The sequence below is a fragment of the Mycobacterium paraffinicum genome (assembly GCF_001907675.1).
GTDB classification, from domain to species: Bacteria; Actinomycetota; Actinomycetes; order Mycobacteriales; family Mycobacteriaceae; genus Mycobacterium; species Mycobacterium paraffinicum_A.
Window position 1 is genome coordinate 301,763 of sequence record NZ_MPNT01000002.1, and the last position, 14,776, is coordinate 316,538.

A 14,776-nucleotide genomic window follows, 5' to 3' on the forward strand; every position below is an offset into this window, starting at 1 on the left:
TTGCGCGCCAACGGTGCAACCCTGCCAGGGTGGCGTCGCTAAGCGCAGTCGGCGCAGATCTGCAGGCCCGCACTCGTGCTGCGCAGGCGGCTGCGGTGCTGCACCAAAAAGCAACTCGAGCAGGTGAACTCATCGGACCGCTGGGGAATCACCGTCACCGACAGCTCTTCACCGGACAGGTCGGCGCCGGGCAGCTCGAAGAAGTGGACGTCGTTGGGATCCTCATCGACCACCGCGGTGGCGGATCCCTGCAAGGTCGGTGCTAGCTCGCGTATCTCGGACTTGTCCTGGGTTTCCATGTCGGAGACCCGGCGTGCGTCATAGTCGCTTGCGGTCGGCATGGCAGTTCCTTCCTGCTAATGAGCCGGGTTGACGCACTGTCCTGTACTCATCCCGTGGCGCAGGCTGTACCCCATTCAGGCGCGAGTTACACCGACCGTCTCGAAAAAGTTGCGCCGGCGGAACTTGAGCTGTCTCAGGCGCCGGGCGGCTGCGGGGTAGTGTGCCAGCGCCAGGCCCAGCCACGGCGCGACGACCGACACGATCAGCGCCCCGATGGCCACTCCTTCGTGCCCCGCCAGCAGCTCGAACAAGCCGATCGCCAGGCTGACCGCCCAGACCGCCACGGCAGCGAGGCCGAGCAGCGGAGAGTCCCGCCGGTACTCGACCGGATAGTTTGCTGCTCGCAGTGGGACGGGCGCGACCATGATCGGCTTCTACCCGGTCGCTGCCGCGGTCAAACGTCCGGTCGGTCCCGAGCGGGTCGGTGTTGGTCAGCTCACAGGATCAGCTGGTCGGTGGCGGGGCGGGCTCATCGGAATTCGCGGCGTGCCAGGCGAGTTCGGCGTCGCGCACCTGGCGATGCGTGCGCGCCAGCCACACCGCGCTCGCCGCACCCAGCAGGGCGGCGAGAACCACGGCGGTCAGGCCCGCCGACAAGTGCCGGGTCGCCAACGCGAACAGACCCACGATCAGGGCGAGCACCGCGACGGCCGAGCCGGCCAGGCCGGGCGCGTTGGCGCCGTTGGTGACGGTTTCACCGGCGTGCTGACGGAAGGTCCGCTGGTGATCGATCGGGTCACGGTTGTCCGAATTCAACTCGCCTCCTCGCGAGAAAGCTTGTGCCTCAGGGCGATTCGCACGGCATTCGATTCGCCGATCGGGCTGGCACCCGTGGCGGCCATCCCGCGGCCGAATAGCCGCAACCGCTTCGCGGGATCATCCACGGCGGTTACCCGCCGCACCCCGTCCCAAACCGCGCCGCGCATGGGTGTCAGCCGGTCCCGACGTGGGTATGCCGCGCAGATGAAGCCCGCCGTTCTGTTCGACGTCGACGGAAGCCTGGTCGACTCCAACTATCTGCACGTCTACGCGTGGCTGCGCGCCTTCGACGACGAGGGACTCCCCGTAGCCGCCTGGCAGATCCACCGCTGTATCGGGATGGACGGCTCCACATTGGTCCGAACCCTCTCCGATGACGCGCCGGACGAGGTTCGGGAGCGGCTCAGCGACGGGCACAGCCGTTATTACCGGGAGAGCAGCCACTTGCTCGCGCCCCTACCCGGCGCCCAGGCGCTGCTGCGGCGGGTCGCCGACCTGCGCCTACAGGTGGTGCTGGCGAGTTCGGCGCCCGACGACGAATTGGAGATCTTGCGCAAGGTCCTCGATTGCGAGGAGGTCATCTCGGAGACCACGTCGTCGCGTGACGTCGACACCGCCAAACCCAACCCGGGCATCGTGCAGGTCGCACTCGACCGCGCCGGGGTGGACGCCGAGCACGCCGTGTTCGTCGGGGATGCCGTCTGGGATGCGCATGCCGCCGGCGGCGCCAGATTGCCGTGCATCGGGCTGCTCAGCGGCGGCATCGCCCGCGAGGAGCTGCAGGCGGCCGGCGCGTCACCGATCTTCGCCGACCCCCAAGACCTGCTCAACCGGCTTGACTCCACCCGAATCCACGAACTTGCGCTACATGCCGCGGGTGCGCAGCAACAGCGGTAGCAGCCACCAGAAGAACGTAAACAGGGTCAGCGCACATGCTCCCGCGATCAGGGCCGGGCTGCTCCCGGCCACGGCAGCGAACACGATGACAGTCACCCCGGTCAGCGCGAGGCCGAGCAGCGCCAGGCCGGCGTAGGCGCACCGGTGGGCGGCCGACACCAGAACCTGCAGGCGGTGTCGGCGGAACAGCATCCTGTGCATGCCGACCGGGGCGATCAGCAGGACCGTTGCGCCCACCGAACAACCCACCGTGGCGAGGTAGGCGTCGCGCAGGGCGGGCGCCAGCACGTCGAACCGCTGCTGGAACGGCAGTGTCAACAGGAAGCCGGTCAGCAGCTGCACCCCGGTCTGCACCACGCGCAGCTCCTGCAAGAGGCTGTTCCAATTGCGGTCCAGCCGTTGGATTTCTGTTTCGCCACGCTCGCGGCTGTCCCAGTGCTGGTCGTCTTGCGGGTGATCGACGTCCATAGCCGTGATCATCGCACCTGTCGTATGCGCCAGCGCCGTTTCGCGGCAGAGAATCAAGGGTGTTGAATTCGAATTGCATTCGGCGGTCCGCCTATTTGCAGTCCAATTCCACCAAATACGTTGTCCCGCAAGCGGCGGCGATACCGAAGCGCCTAGCGGCTGATGTTGTCGTCCCGGACCGCTGTCAGGGCGTCGTCCAGCGTCGGGTGCAGCGGGAAGGTCTTGTCCAACCCGGTCAGATGAATCGGCCGCCTGGTCGCGGGACCGCGTGCGACGACCCCGAACCCCGTCGCCTTGCCCAGCTTCTCGTACGTTGCTGCCAGGATCTTCAGCCCCACCGAACCGAGGAACTCCACGGCCGAAAGATCGATGACCAGTGCCGTCGGGTTCTCCGCCACCACCGCGCCGATGGCCTGCTCCAGGGCGGGCGCCGTGACCAAATCGATTTCGCCGCTGACACTGACCACGGACACGCCCTCGTGGTCCTCAACCAACGTAGTAATCGAATCAGGAGCTGACAATGGCGATCCTTTGTCCTGGGCCTCAAGTGTGGTGCAAGCCTAGCCTGCGTTGCGAACTGCGAGAAGAATATGCCCTCAACACTTGCCCCGCGACAACCCACGCTAGTCTCGCAAAATCGAGCCTGCACACGGCGGGGCACGGACCGGTACTCGGGAGGCCACATGTCAGATTCGCCGTCGGAGTTCGGCAGCGCGAGCGCCACCGCCCAGGCCGTCAGCATTTCCAGCGAGGGCCTGCTACCCCAGCTCGTCCAGCACCTGCGGCAGAACCGAACGGTGCTGCGCGAGGAATGGGCGCGCAGGATCACCGAGGCCGAGCTGCTCACCGCGATGACGCCCGAGGAGCTGTTCTCCGAGGCGACCGCCGTCTACGACAACTATGTGGAGGTGCTCGAGACCGGTAGCGTCGAGGCGCTGCAGGCGTACGCGCGCGACCTCTCGGAGCGCATCATTCCTCGGGGCGTGGAAACCGACGAGGTCGTCGGCATCGTGTTGTTGCTACGTGACGTGCTGGCACGCTCCTTGTTCGAGAAGTACCAGGCCGAATTCGAGATGCTCAACCGGGTGCTGGACGCCTACGAACCGGCGGCCAACCGCATCGCCAACACGGTGGCCGTCAGCTTCGTGCAGGAACGCGAGCGCATCATCCGCCAGCAGCAGGAGGCGATCCGCGAGCTGTCGACGCCGGTGCTGCAGGTGCGTGAACAGCTGCTGATTCTGCCGATCATCGGTGTGCTCGATTCCCAGCGCGCCCGCCAGGTCACCGAGCAGCTGCTGAGAGCCATCCGCGCGAACCGCGCGAAAGTGGTGGTCATCGACATCACCGGTGTGCCGACCATCGACTCCACGGTGGCCAACCACCTGGTGCAGACGGTCGACGCTTCCGGCCTGATGGGCGCCAGCGTCATCATCACCGGCCTCTCCTCCGAAATCGCCTTGACCCTGGTGACGATCGGCCTGGACCTGTCCAAGATGAACGCGGTCGGCGACCTGCAGGGCGGCATCGAGGAAGCCGAGCGCCTGCTGGGCTACGAGGTCTCCCGCACCGGCGAGCAGCCGGGCTAGCCGTCAGGAACGCGAGCGCCCCATGCCGGTACCGATTCTGAAACAGGGTGCGATCCTCATCGCCTCGGTGCAGGCCGCGCTCAGCGATTCCGACGCCGAGCGGCTCCGCTATGACCTGATGGAGCGCGTCAGCCGGTTCCGCGCGCAGGGCATCATCGTCGACGTCACCGCCATCGATGTGATGGATTCCTTCGCGGCCCGGTCGCTGCGCACGATCGCGCACATGACCCGGTTGCGCGGCGCGGACACGGTGATCGTCGGACTGCAGCCGGAAGTGGCCTTCGCCATGGTCCAACTGGGATTGGCGTTCGACGACATGAACACCGCGCTCGACCTTGAAGAGGGCTTGGCACTGCTGAACCGCCAACTGGCGCAACGGAAACCGGCGATCGGGCGCGACGGTGGCGGCTGATATCGTCGTCGACATCGACAATTCCGACGACATCGTGGAAGCTCGCAAAGCCGGACACCAACTCGCCCTCGATCTGGGATTCTCCCTCACCGACGTCACGATGATCGCCACGGCGATCTCCGAGATCGCGCGCAACATCACCAGCTATGCCGGCCGGGGCACCGTGCGAGTGTTCGTGGCCGACCGGGATGGGCGCAAGGCCCTGGTGGTGCGCGCCGAGGATGAGGGGCCGGGCATCGCCGACATCGAGCGGGCGATGGAGGACGGATACTCGACCGGTCGCGGGCTCGGGATGGGGCTGCCCGGCTCCCGCCGGCTGATGGACAGGTTGCTCGTGGAATCGGCACTCGGCAAGGGAACGATCGTCGAGATGTGGAAATGGGTGCCGCCCCATGCATGAGAACGGCCGGTTCGGCCCCATCGAGTGGGCGAGGGCGGGGCGACCCCTGCCCAGCGAATACACCTCGGGCGACCGGAGTCTCGCCGTCGACATCGACGGCACCGCCGCCCTGTTCGGCGTGGTGGACGGCCTCGGCCACGGCCCGGATGCCGCAGCCGCCGCGCTGCGCGCCGTGGACGCCATCAAGCACTCCAGCGCCGAGCGCCTGGAGGTGCTAATCCAGCTGTGTCACCGCCTGCTCGAGGGCACCAGGGGGGTCGCGATGACCCTGGCGCGGGTGGACTTTGCGGCCAACACACTGACCTGGACCGGCGTCGGCAATGTCACCGCCGACCTGGTGGTCAAGTCCCCGACCGGCGTGCAGATCCGATCCAGCGCGCGGCTGACCGCGGGAATCGTCGGCTACCGCATACCGGAAATCAGGCCGGCGCAAGTCATTTCGATCCGTCCAGGCGACCTTCTCGTGATAAGTACGGACGGGATCGCCGAGAATTACCTGGACCACATCGACTTCTCGACCACCGCGGTCGTCATCGCCGAGGAACTGCTCGGCAAGGACGCCAAGGAAACCGACGATGCGATGGTGCTGACCGCTCGCCATCGGGGGGTCTCGACGTGACCGACAGCGACGACTTCCACGCCCAGTACGCCGCGGCGTTGCGCGCCTACCTGCGGGCGCGGGACGAGGACAGCCTGGCCGCCGCGTATGAGCTCGGCCGCCGGGCCCTGCAAGAGGAAGTCAGCCTGCTCGCGATCATCGAGCGTCACGTCCAGCTGATCCTCCAGCTGGCCAAGGACATCCAGGTCGACGCGCCGATAGCGCTGGAGTTCTTGTTGCAGATGCTGGTCCCGCTCGACATCGCCACGCGGGGGTTCCTGGACGGCACCCGGCGCTTCGCCCGCGAGCGCGCCCGCGCCGAGGGGCTGGCCGACCGTGACAGATTCCGAACCGCGGTGGTGAATTCGTTGCAGGAGGGATTCTTCGTCGCCGATCACGAGGGCTCCGTGATCGAGATGAACAGTGCTCTGATCGAGATTCTGGGTTATCCCGCGGAGGGTCTGCCCTACCGGTGGCCGCACCCGTGGTTGGTCGACCAAAAGGGCGCCAGCCAGCAACAGGCGCTAGTTCAAAGCATCGGTGCCACCGCCTACGAGACACCCATTCGGCACCGCGACGGGCACCTGGTCTGGGTGACGGTCAGCATCAATGCCGTTCAGGGCAGCGGCAGCGACCAGGACGTCTTTGTGGGGACGATGCGTGACATCACCGCCGAAAGGGCTTTCGCCGCAAGGGAAAGCGCGGTCCTGCGCCTGGCGACTGCGGTGGCGGTCGCCAAGAGCGTGGATGAGCTGCTGTCCATCACGCTGGACGAGTGCAGCACGGCAATCGACGTCCAGCGCGTGGTCGCGATCTCCTGGCCGACCGGCGAGGGTGAACCGACCGTGCAGGTAGCGGGCGAGCCGTCCCAAATACCTTGGCGCAGCCTGGATCCATGGCTGCGCCGTACGTTTGAGGACGCCCGCCATCAATTGCCGCTGACGGCGAAAACGGTCGAACGGCCCGAGAATCCGGGCAAGGCACAGGGTTTGGTGGCGGTGCTATCCGGCGCGGGTGACCTGGCGTTGTGGTTGGAACTGCGCTCGCCACGCTGGGTCAGCGCCGAAGACCGGCTGCTGGTCACGGTCCTCATCGGACACCTCAGCCTGGCGATGCAACACGTCCGCCAATTCGAGAGCGCCCGCGAGACGTCGCTGACCTTGCAACGTGCCCTGCTGCCGACGATGGAGCCACCGCCGGGCTTCGCCGTGCGTTACGAGCCCGCCATCCCGCCGTTGGAGATCGGCGGCGACTGGTATGACGTGCTGCCGATCGGCAGCCACCGCATCGGCATCGTGGTCGGCGACTGCGTGGGCCGTGGCCTGCCGGCGGCCGCGGTCATGGGTCAGCTGCGCAGCTCGGCGCGGGCGCTGCTGATCAACGGGGCCGAGCCCGCCCTGTTGCTCGAACAGCTGGACTCCGCGGCCTCGCTCATCCCGAACGCGTACTGCACCACCGTCTTCCTGGCCATCCTGGACACCGAATCCGGGGTCCTGCAGTACAGCAACGCCGGCCACATGCCCGCCCTGCTGGTGGGCCCGGAACCCGGCACGACCGCGATGTTGACCGACGCGGCGTCGGTGCCGCTGGCCGTGCGCCGCCCGGAACCCCGCCCGCAGGCCAGCCGCGTGCTGCCGACCGGGTCCACCCTGATGTTGTTCACCGACGGGTTGGTGGAGCGCAAGCACGAATCCATCGACGACGGAATCGACCGGGCCGCAGCGGTCCTGGTGAAGACGACGACGCTGCCGCTGGATTCCGTCGCCGATGCGGTTTTGCGTGAGTTGGCGCCTCCGGCTGGGTATGACGACGATGTGGCAATGGTGATCTACCGGCACCAGCAGTCCCCCCTGCGGATCGAATCCGAGGCCAGCGCAGAGCGATTGGTCGGCATCCGGCATCGATTGGCCGATTGGCTGAACAGCGCGGACGTGCCCGACGAAATGGCCGCCGACATCGTGCTCGTGGTCAACGAGGCGTGTACGAACTGCGTCGAACACGCGTACTCCGGACAACCGTCGGGCACGATGTCCCTCGACGTCGAGCTCGCAAACGACGAGATCCGCGCGCGGATCGCCGACCAAGGCTCGTGGAAGACGCCGGCCGCCGACCCGGGCAACGGGGGCCGGGGCCTGTTGCTGATGAGGGCGCTCAGCAACGAGATGGAAATGGACTGCACCCCGACCGGCACTACGGCCACAGTCACCTTTCGCGTGCCCAGCGAGCCCGGCCGGGAGTGACGGCGCACCGTTTGTGGCCCGCGGATAGCGGGTAGTCGTGGGCGTGACCCGCGCATCCATCTCCATCGAACCCGCCCTCCCGGCGGCGCACGGGCCGTTGTCGACCGCGGTCCGGCGCGCCCTGACCGGGCCGCCGTCGCATGACCACCTGACCCGCATCGGCGCGTCCGTTCGCGACTCGAACCCGTACGGGTTGGATCTGCAACTGGCGCTGTGCATGTGCTACGAGTTGCACTACCGGGGCTTCGCGGGCGTGGACCCCGGCTGGGAGTGGAACCCGGCGCTACTGGCGCTGCGCGGCGAACTGGAGCGCGTTTTCCTGGCCGGTGTGCACCGCGACGTCGGACCCATCGCATCGGATCACACGGCGGCCGCCGAGATGGACGCCATTTCGGTCGAACCGGTCGACGGCACCGGACCCTCGTATTACCTGCGCGACAGCGGCACCTGGCAGCAGATGCGCGAATACTTCGTGCACCGGTCGGTGTATCACCTCAAGGAGGGTGATCCGCACGCGTGGGCGATCCCGCGTCTGACGGGTGTCGCGAAAGCGGCTTTCGTGGCAATCGAATTCGACGAGTACGGCGCCGGTCAGGGCCCCCGGCTGCACCAGCAGCTTTTCGCCGATTTGATGGCGGCCGCGAACTTGGACGCCACGTATCTGGCCTACGCGGACGCCGTCCCCGCCGAAGCTCTGGCGGCGGTCAACCTCATGTCACTGTTCGGGCTGCACCGCGAGCTGCGTGGCGCGGCGATCGGGCACTTCGCGTCGACCGAGATCACCTCGCCGCCGGGGTCCCGCCGAATGGTGCAGGCGCTGCAGCGCGTGGGCGCACCGGCGGCCTGCGTCGAGTTCTATGCCGAGCACGTCGAGGCCGACGCGGTGCACGAACACGTCGTGCGCATCGATGTGGTCGGCGACCTGGTCGCCCGGGAGCCGCAGCTCGATCGCGACATCGTGTTCGGGATCCGCGCGCATGCCGCGGTCGAAAACCGTTTGGCCGATGCGGTTATGGCGTCGTGGCAGCAGGGTCGGACGTCGTTGCGGCGGCCGCTGAACTAGCGGTCCGCTGCGCCAGCTTCCGGCATCGCCGATGGCTGGTGTCGCACAGGGGATAGTTCTCGCTGCGCCGACAGGTGCAAATCGCCACCATGAACCGGTCGGACTCGACGACCTCCCCGTTCGGCATCTCGATGCGCACCGGGCCGGACACCAGCACCGGCCCGCCGGCAACCACCTGGACGCGGGTGGCGGTCACCGCTTGTCCGCCCGGATCACGATCAGTTCCTCTTCCCGGAGGCCGCGCGGTATCAGGCCGACGCTTTCCAACCACGTCGCGCGCGCCGCCATCACCGGACCGAACGGTATCCACTTGCGGGCAACGACTCTCGCGTCCATCCCCGCCCACTTCAGGGAATCCAGGGATTGCTGAACGCCGGCCAGCGCCGAGTGCACGAGCAGCAGGGAGCCGCCGTCACACAACAACTTCGGCGCCGCCTCGCACAGCGGATCCAACACCATCCGGCCATCCGGGCCGGCGTTCCAGGCCCACGACGGGCCCGCGCTGGGGCCGATGTACTCCGTGTCGCCGCGCGGCGGGGTGGGCACATACGGCGGGTTCGACACCACGACGTCGAACGGCGCGCAGTCAAGCGCATCGCTCCAGGTGCCCTTGCGCACATCGACATTCACGCCGACAGCGGCCGCGTTGCTGCGAGTGCAGCCCACCGCATGCGGGCAGATGTCGAAGGCCGTCACGTCGGCGCCGCCCATCTCGGCGGCGGCGATCGCCACGAATCCGCTGCCAGTACATACGTCGAGGACTCGCCGCCCCGGAATGAGAGCGCTTTCCTGCATCACATTTACCAGAAATCGGGAATCGTCCTGGGGCTGATACACGTTCGAAGCAGCCGAGACAGCGGGTCCTGGATATGTTGTGGTCAACTTTGGCCTTTCGACAGATCGCCGCGGCGATCACTCTTGGCCTGTGTAATGCCCGCAAACCGTTGCCTTCAAACGGCGTGGGGAAAGGGCGATCTCCGCTAACCGGTGGGCGCGTGCGCGAATTGCTTGACGATGGTCGCGCAGAACGCCGGCAGGTCCGACGGTGAGCGACTCGAGATCAAATTACCGTCGACGACGACCTCCTCATCGACCACGTTCGCACCCGCGTTGCGGAGGTCGGTGCGAATGGACGGATACGACGTGAGCGTCCTGCCCTCCGCCACCCCGGCTTCCACCAGCGTCCACGGACCGTGACAGATTGCGGCGACCGGCTTTCCGGAAGCGACGAAGTCACGCACGAACGAGACCGCTGAGCTATCCACGCGTAGCTTGTCCGGGTTCACCGTGCCGCCCGGAAGCACCAGGCCATCGAATTCAGACGGCGAAACGTCCGACACCGCGCGGTCGACGCTGAAAGTTCCGGCCGGCTCGAGGTCGTGGTTACGGGCCTGGATTTCGCCGCTCTTCAACGAAAGAAGCTCAACTTGGGCACCGGCCTCTTTCAGGGCGGCGCGGGGCTGTTCGAGTTCGACCTTCTCCACGCCGTCGGCCGCCAGAATCGCGACCTTCTTGCCCTGCAATTCATTTGCCATAGCTATTCCCCTCTGGTTATTTCACTAACTTTCATTACGTCGGGTTGAGGATCACCTTGGTGCAGCGATCCTCCTTGTTCTTGAAGATTTCGTAGCCGTGGGGCGCCTGGTCGAGGGTCAAATGGTGGCTGACAACAATGGTCGGGTCGATGTCACCGTTGCGTATCCGCTCCAATAGCGGGCGCATGTAGCGGTGCACGTGACACTGGCCGGTCTTGATGGTCAACGACCGGTTCATGACCGCCCCGATGGGGAATTTGTCCATCAGGCCGCCGTACACCCCGATGATCGAAAGGGTGCCGCCGTTGCGGCAGCTCATCGCCGCCTCCCGGATGGCATGCGGGCGTTCGGTTTCCAGGCGGGTGGCCTGCTTGACCCGGTCGTAGGCATCCACGGGGGCGGATCCACTGCGCGCCTCCATGCCGACGGCGTCGATGCAATGGTCGGGTCCCCGACCGGCGGTGAGGTCGCGCAATTCCTCGAGCACCGACGTCTCGGCGAAGTTGACCGGCACGGCGCCGATTTTCTGGGCAAGCTCCAGGCGATATGGAACCCGGTCGACCACAATAACTTTCGAGGCCCCCAGCAGGTAGGCGCTCATGATCGCGAACAGGCCGACCGGTCCGGCGCCCCACACCGCCACGACGTCACCGGGGGTGATGTCACACATGTCCGCGCCCATGTAGCCCGTCGGCAGGATGTCCGACAGGAACAGCACCTGCTCGTCGGTCAGGTCGTCTTCGATCTTCAGCGGCCCGACGTCGGCGAATGGCACCCGCGCGTATTCGGCTTGGCCGCCGGCGAAACCGCCGAGCATGTGCGAATAGCCGAACAGCCCCGCTGGCGAGTGGCCCATGAATTTCTCGGCGATGCCGGCGTTGGGGTTGGAGTTCTCGCACAGCGAGTACAGGTCACGCCGGCAGGCCGAGCACGCCCCGCACGCGATCGGGAACGGAACCACCACCCGGTCGCCGACGGCCAGGTTGGTGACCCCCTTGCCGACTTCGACCACTTCGCCCATGAATTCGTGTCCGAGCACATCGCCGTGTTTCACGGTGGGGATGTAACCGTCGTAGAGGTGCAAGTCCGACCCGCAGATCGCCGTCGAGGTGATGCGCACGATGGCGTCGCGATCGTTGAGGATCTTCGGGTCCGGGACCGACTCCACTTGGACACTGTTGCGGCCCGCCCAGACGGTGGCCTTCATGCGCTGGCTCCTTTGTTCGGTTGCGCGGGCTGCTGATGCATCTGCCGGGCCGCCGCCGTGCCCTCGGGAGACCCGTCGGAACGCAACACCTGCCCGGTTTCGAGGATTTGCTTGAAGCGGCGCAGGTCGTCGTTGACTTGCTGCTCGGGGGATTCCCCGAACAGGCTCGCCGCCGCCTTGCCGAACAGGCCGCCCGGGATGTGGTAGCCGATCCTGACGCGAATTTCGGTGCCGTCGCCGGTGGCGGTGGGCGTGAACTCGACGCTGCCACCGTTCTCGATCACCGAGCCCGGCAGCGACTGCCACGCGATTCGCCTGTTCGTGTCGTCCTCGGTGATCTGCGCGTCCCACTCCACCGAGCGGCCGGCCGGGGCGTTGGCGACCCAATGCGACTGCCCGTCGGTCGTCGGCGTCACCGACTTCAGGTGGTGCATGAAGCGGGGCAGGTTCTCGAGGTCCCGCCAGAAGCGGTACACCTCCTCGGGCGTGCGCCGCACGGTGACCGCGGCCCGCAGGGTGCGATGCCGGGAACCAGTCACGTGCCGGCCGCCGCCGTTGACCGTGCGCAGCGCCGTGTAGAGGTCGAGCCCGCCGATGCCGGCGAGCGCGACGGCCGAGATGGTGCCCTGCCGCCGCCGTCCCGGGCCGCGGGCGGCCACTCCGGCCACCAGCAGCGCCATGTCCAGGACGTCGCCGGCCACCCGGGTCCAGACCAGCTTGTCGGAACCGCCCAGCAGCGCCGCGCCATGGCCGCATTCCCGCGCGCCCAGCGCGCGGATGACCCGGCGCGACCGAGCCGTGTCGTCGACACCGGCGAGCGCAGCAACCTTTCCGGGGGCCACCAACTCGCTCAAGCCCAGCCCGAAACTGGCGCCGCTGAGAGCCTTGACCAACGCGGAGGTGGTGTTCGCGTTTCGATCGCCCATCGTCAGCTCTTTCTGCCTTGCGGCGAACTCATCTCGGGCAAAGTCGCTGCAAGACAGCTGCTTTGCAGGTCAGCGGGCACTCGGCGTCGCTTGCCGGTGTTCGCGTGGCACAGCAACCCGTACGGCCGACGCGCGCGATGGAAGCCGGATACCCGGGCAGCTACCGCCCAAACGCGGGATCACTTTGCCGCGTCACGCAGCGCTTCAAGCAAAGGTTCGGCGGCTTTGGAGAGGAAGAGGTCCTGCGATTCGCCGCCCACCTGGACGAGTGCGACGTCGGTGAATCCGGCCTCCCAGTAGGGCCGGACGGCCTCGACGATCGCGTCGAGGTCCGGCCCGCAGGGGATGGACTCGGCGACGTCTTCGGGGCGGACGAACTGGGTCGCGCCGGCGAAGCCCGCCGGCGTCGGCAGATCGGCGTTGACCTTCCAGCCGCCGGCGAACCAACGGAACTGGTCGTGGGCGCGTTGGATGGCGGCGTCGCGGTCGGGGTCCCAGCACACCGGGATCTGTCCGACCACACGGCCGCCGCCGGCCAGATTGGCGGCCTGCCGCGCCGCGTGCCAGGCGTCGACGAGTTCCCCGTCGGGCTCGACCGCCACGAAGTGGTCGGCCAGCCGGGCGAATCTCTCGATGGCCTTGGCGCCGCCCATCGCCACCGCGATGCCGACCGGGACATCGGGCACGTCCCACAGGCGTGCGGAATCGACGTGGAAGTACTCGCCGGTGAAGTTCACCAGTTGGCCGCCGAACAGCTCGCGGATGACCTTGATGGCCTCGCGCAGCATGTCCTGCCGGCGCTCGACGGTCGGCCAGCCCTTGCCCACGATGTGCTCGTTGAGGTTCTCGCCGCTGCCCAGGCCCAGGGTGAACCGTCCGTCGGACAGGATCTGCACGGTGGCGGCCTGCTGGGCGACGATCGCCGGGTGATAGCGCATCGCCGGGCAGGTCACGTAGGTGTAGAGGTCCACCCGTTCGGTGGCGTGCGCCACCGCCCCCAGCACGGTCCAGGCGTTGGGCGCATGTCCCTGCGAGGTCAGCCAGGGGGAGAAGTGGTCGCTGCACACCTCGAAGTCGAAACCGCACTCTTCGGCCGAAACGGCTTGCCGTACAAGGTCTTTGGGTCCACTCTGCTCGGTCATCAAAGTGTAGCCAAAATTTGTCATACCCCTGTAGTTACCCCGGTCCGCCGGGCCCAAACCGCGCCCGGATGTAATGGGAGAAACGGGGTCGCGGATCGCGAGCGGGCGAGCGGTCAGCCCGCGGTGGTGATCGAGTCCCCCGTGACGCCGGCCGCGCGACGCGCCTCGAGCCGGCGCTTCTGCGGTTCGATCGTGTAGCGGGGGTCGCGCGTGGACTCCAGCCCCGCCTCGAAGAAACCGAACCGCAGCATCGCCGACGCCGATAGCAACGCCAGGCCGGACAGGGCGGCGACACCGCGATGGCCCCCGCCCAGCAACGCGCCCAAACCGCCGACGGCGGCCAGCCGTTCGCTCCAGGCCAACAGCCGGCCGGGCCTGCCGTGGTGCAGCGGCTCCCTGGTCACCGGGTCCATCCGGTACTCGGTGAACCTGGCGGAGATCAGGTCGCCGACCGCGCCGATGACGGCCAGCGTGCGGGCGGGGCGGGCTTCGGCGACCGGGGTGGTGATCATCGCCAGTCCCGACGCGGCCAGGCTCGCCGAGCTGACGAACACGAACGGCAGGTCCCGGTAGGCGGCGTTCCACGTCGGGGTCGCGGTGTCGGTGAGCAGCACCGCGGTGTAGACCGCGAGGGGCGGAGAGAACACGGCGGCTTCCAATCCGGCCGGTCCCTCGACGGCGCGCAGAACGGGCCGCAACGGGCCCAACGGGATTCGCTCACCGGTCATCCGGTCGACCTCGGAGGCGGCCGCGACGCCCATGCCCAGGCTGAACAAGCTGAGGATCCACGATCCGATGCTCATCGGCGAGGTCAGTTTGACCGTCCGCAACATGTTCACGAAGCGCTCCGGCCGGCCTAGGTCTTTCACCAGCGCGACCGCGCCCAACATCACCGCTATCAGAGCGGACAGTCTCGTGTTGCGGCGCAACGTGTCCCGGCCGGTGAGCTGGGCGCCGGCCGCGAGCAGGCCCGACCCTCCCGCGACGCCGCCCAAGAACAGGTAGGCGGCGACCTCGTGTCCCCACGGCGCGGGCTTGACCACCGGACGCCCGTAGTACGAGCTGAATTCGACTTCGGGGACCATCGGCATCTCGCGCGACCCGTCGCCCCCACCCCGGCGGCCCGCCCGCCTGCCTTTGCGACGCTTGCCACCGGCGGGCTCCGGGGGGCGGAGGCTGTCGTATTCCGAAGTGCTCATGG

At 67.5% G+C, this 14,776-nt stretch carries 19 protein-coding genes; 7 read left to right on the plus strand and 12 right to left on the minus strand.

Translation table 11 applies throughout. The annotated features are described in order from the left end of the window. Window positions 1-38: 38 nt before the first annotated feature. The 3 genes from BRW65_RS04195 to BRW65_RS32135 all read right to left on the minus strand — a co-directional run bounded on the left by BRW65_RS04195 (window position 39) and on the right by BRW65_RS32135 (window position 1,098). On the minus strand, window positions 39-341 hold the full coding sequence (locus BRW65_RS04195) for a DUF4193 domain-containing protein (RefSeq protein ID WP_073871571.1): 303 nt from the start codon (window positions 339-341) through the stop codon (window positions 39-41). A 75-nt stretch (window positions 342-416) separates the two neighbouring features. Continuing rightward, entirely contained in the window at window positions 417-707 is a 291-nt protein-coding gene (locus tag BRW65_RS04200; RefSeq protein WP_073871574.1) for a hypothetical protein, read from the minus strand. A gap of 79 nt (window positions 708-786) precedes the next feature. Beyond that, window positions 787-1,098, minus strand: coding sequence for a hypothetical protein (locus BRW65_RS32135; protein ID WP_073871778.1), 312 nt, complete (start codon window positions 1,096-1,098; stop codon window positions 787-789). Between the two features lie 207 nt (window positions 1,099-1,305). On the opposite strand from BRW65_RS32135, the gene BRW65_RS04210 reads away from it, so the two are divergent. Next, complete coding sequence (locus BRW65_RS04210; protein WP_347876614.1) at window positions 1,306-1,998, plus strand: HAD family hydrolase; 693 nt, start codon at window positions 1,306-1,308, stop codon at window positions 1,996-1,998. Here BRW65_RS04210 and BRW65_RS04215 read toward each other — a convergent pair. After that, window positions 1,966-2,466 (minus strand): DUF6328 family protein, encoded by a 501-nt coding sequence (locus BRW65_RS04215; protein ID WP_073871576.1) that lies wholly within the window; start codon window positions 2,464-2,466, stop codon window positions 1,966-1,968. The genes BRW65_RS04210 and BRW65_RS04215 overlap by 33 nt on opposite strands. A 152-nt stretch (window positions 2,467-2,618) precedes the next feature. Further along, window positions 2,619-2,987, minus strand: a complete 369-nt coding sequence (locus BRW65_RS04220; RefSeq protein ID WP_139272856.1) for an STAS domain-containing protein — start codon at window positions 2,985-2,987, stop codon at window positions 2,619-2,621. A gap of 162 nt (window positions 2,988-3,149) precedes the next feature. Between BRW65_RS04220 and BRW65_RS04225 the strand changes: the two genes are divergently transcribed. The 6 genes from BRW65_RS04225 to BRW65_RS04250 are packed head-to-tail and all read left to right on the plus strand — an operon-like array spanning window position 3,150 to window position 8,765. Next, window positions 3,150-4,052 (plus strand): STAS domain-containing protein, encoded by a 903-nt coding sequence (locus BRW65_RS04225; RefSeq protein WP_073871580.1) that lies wholly within the window; start codon window positions 3,150-3,152, stop codon window positions 4,050-4,052. A gap of 22 nt (window positions 4,053-4,074) precedes the next feature. Then, window positions 4,075-4,464, plus strand: a complete 390-nt coding sequence (locus BRW65_RS04230; RefSeq protein WP_073871582.1) for an STAS domain-containing protein — start codon at window positions 4,075-4,077, stop codon at window positions 4,462-4,464. Then, window positions 4,454-4,864 (plus strand): anti-sigma regulatory factor, encoded by a 411-nt coding sequence (locus BRW65_RS04235; protein ID WP_073871584.1) that lies wholly within the window; start codon window positions 4,454-4,456, stop codon window positions 4,862-4,864. The genes BRW65_RS04230 and BRW65_RS04235 overlap by 11 nt, the downstream gene beginning before the upstream one ends. Then, window positions 4,857-5,483 carry a SpoIIE family protein phosphatase gene (locus tag BRW65_RS04240; protein ID WP_073871587.1) on the plus strand — a complete coding sequence of 209 codons (627 nt, stop codon included), beginning with the start codon at window positions 4,857-4,859 and terminating at the stop codon, window positions 5,481-5,483. The genes BRW65_RS04235 and BRW65_RS04240 overlap by 8 nt, the downstream gene beginning before the upstream one ends. Then, a complete protein-coding gene (locus BRW65_RS04245; protein ID WP_073871590.1) occupies window positions 5,480-7,702 on the plus strand; it encodes a SpoIIE family protein phosphatase in 2,223 nt (740 codons plus the stop codon). Before BRW65_RS04240 ends, BRW65_RS04245 begins: the two co-directional genes overlap by 4 nt. 43 nt (window positions 7,703-7,745) lie before the next feature. After that, the gene (locus BRW65_RS04250; RefSeq protein ID WP_073871780.1) at window positions 7,746-8,765 is read left to right on the plus strand and encodes an iron-containing redox enzyme family protein; all 1,020 of its coding nucleotides are present in this window, start codon (window positions 7,746-7,748) and stop codon (window positions 8,763-8,765) included. On the opposite strand, the gene BRW65_RS04255 is transcribed toward BRW65_RS04250, so the two are convergent. The 7 genes from BRW65_RS04255 to nrfD form a co-directional block, all read right to left on the minus strand. Next, window positions 8,713-8,961, minus strand: a complete 249-nt coding sequence (locus BRW65_RS04255; RefSeq protein ID WP_073871593.1) for a CDGSH iron-sulfur domain-containing protein — start codon at window positions 8,959-8,961, stop codon at window positions 8,713-8,715. The two genes, BRW65_RS04250 and BRW65_RS04255, sit on opposite strands and share 53 nt — an antisense overlap. Further along, entirely contained in the window at window positions 8,958-9,647 is a 690-nt protein-coding gene (locus BRW65_RS04260; protein ID WP_073871595.1) for a HemK2/MTQ2 family protein methyltransferase, read from the minus strand. Before BRW65_RS04260 ends, BRW65_RS04255 begins: the two co-directional genes overlap by 4 nt. 98 nt (window positions 9,648-9,745) lie before the next feature. Continuing rightward, window positions 9,746-10,300: a type 1 glutamine amidotransferase domain-containing protein gene (locus BRW65_RS04265; protein ID WP_073871599.1), complete on the minus strand. Its 555-nt coding sequence runs from the start codon at window positions 10,298-10,300 to the stop codon at window positions 9,746-9,748. Between the two features lie 34 nt (window positions 10,301-10,334). After that, on the minus strand, window positions 10,335-11,507 hold the full coding sequence (locus tag BRW65_RS04270; protein ID WP_073871601.1) for a zinc-dependent alcohol dehydrogenase: 1,173 nt from the start codon (window positions 11,505-11,507) through the stop codon (window positions 10,335-10,337). Next, window positions 11,504-12,433, minus strand: coding sequence for an SRPBCC family protein (locus BRW65_RS04275; protein WP_073871604.1), 930 nt, complete (start codon window positions 12,431-12,433; stop codon window positions 11,504-11,506). Before BRW65_RS04275 ends, BRW65_RS04270 begins: the two co-directional genes overlap by 4 nt. A gap of 179 nt (window positions 12,434-12,612) precedes the next feature. Next, a complete protein-coding gene (locus BRW65_RS04280; RefSeq protein WP_073871607.1) occupies window positions 12,613-13,599 on the minus strand; it encodes an LLM class F420-dependent oxidoreductase in 987 nt (328 codons plus the stop codon). An 89-nt stretch (window positions 13,600-13,688) separates the two neighbouring features. After that, window positions 13,689-14,774 carry an NrfD/PsrC family molybdoenzyme membrane anchor subunit gene (gene nrfD, locus BRW65_RS04285; protein ID WP_073871610.1) on the minus strand — a complete coding sequence of 362 codons (1,086 nt, stop codon included), beginning with the start codon at window positions 14,772-14,774 and terminating at the stop codon, window positions 13,689-13,691. Window positions 14,775-14,776 lie beyond the last annotated feature (2 nt).

What these genes read in the sequence shown, in the direction of transcription:
- BRW65_RS04210 (WP_347876614.1), top strand. Translation starts at nt 1,306, where the DNA reads ATGAAGCCCGCCGTTCTGTTCGACGTCGACGGAAGCCTGGTCGACTCC.
- BRW65_RS04200 (WP_073871574.1), bottom strand. Translation starts at nt 707, where the DNA reads ATGGTCGCGCCCGTCCCACTGCGAGCAGCAAACTATCCGGTCGAGTAC.
- BRW65_RS04215 (WP_073871576.1), bottom strand. Translation starts at nt 2,466, where the DNA reads ATGGACGTCGATCACCCGCAAGACGACCAGCACTGGGACAGCCGCGAG.
- BRW65_RS04240 (WP_073871587.1), top strand. Translation starts at nt 4,857, where the DNA reads ATGCATGAGAACGGCCGGTTCGGCCCCATCGAGTGGGCGAGGGCGGGG.
- BRW65_RS04195 (WP_073871571.1), bottom strand. Translation starts at nt 341, where the DNA reads ATGCCGACCGCAAGCGACTATGACGCACGCCGGGTCTCCGACATGGAA.
- BRW65_RS04280 (WP_073871607.1), bottom strand. Translation starts at nt 13,599, where the DNA reads ATGACAAATTTTGGCTACACTTTGATGACCGAGCAGAGTGGACCCAAA.
- BRW65_RS04225 (WP_073871580.1), top strand. Translation starts at nt 3,150, where the DNA reads ATGTCAGATTCGCCGTCGGAGTTCGGCAGCGCGAGCGCCACCGCCCAG.
- nrfD (WP_073871610.1), bottom strand. Translation starts at nt 14,774, where the DNA reads ATGAGCACTTCGGAATACGACAGCCTCCGCCCCCCGGAGCCCGCCGGT.
- BRW65_RS04265 (WP_073871599.1), bottom strand. Translation starts at nt 10,300, where the DNA reads ATGGCAAATGAATTGCAGGGCAAGAAGGTCGCGATTCTGGCGGCCGAC.
- BRW65_RS04270 (WP_073871601.1), bottom strand. Translation starts at nt 11,507, where the DNA reads ATGAAGGCCACCGTCTGGGCGGGCCGCAACAGTGTCCAAGTGGAGTCG.
- BRW65_RS04275 (WP_073871604.1), bottom strand. Translation starts at nt 12,433, where the DNA reads ATGGGCGATCGAAACGCGAACACCACCTCCGCGTTGGTCAAGGCTCTC.
- BRW65_RS04230 (WP_073871582.1), top strand. Translation starts at nt 4,075, where the DNA reads ATGCCGGTACCGATTCTGAAACAGGGTGCGATCCTCATCGCCTCGGTG.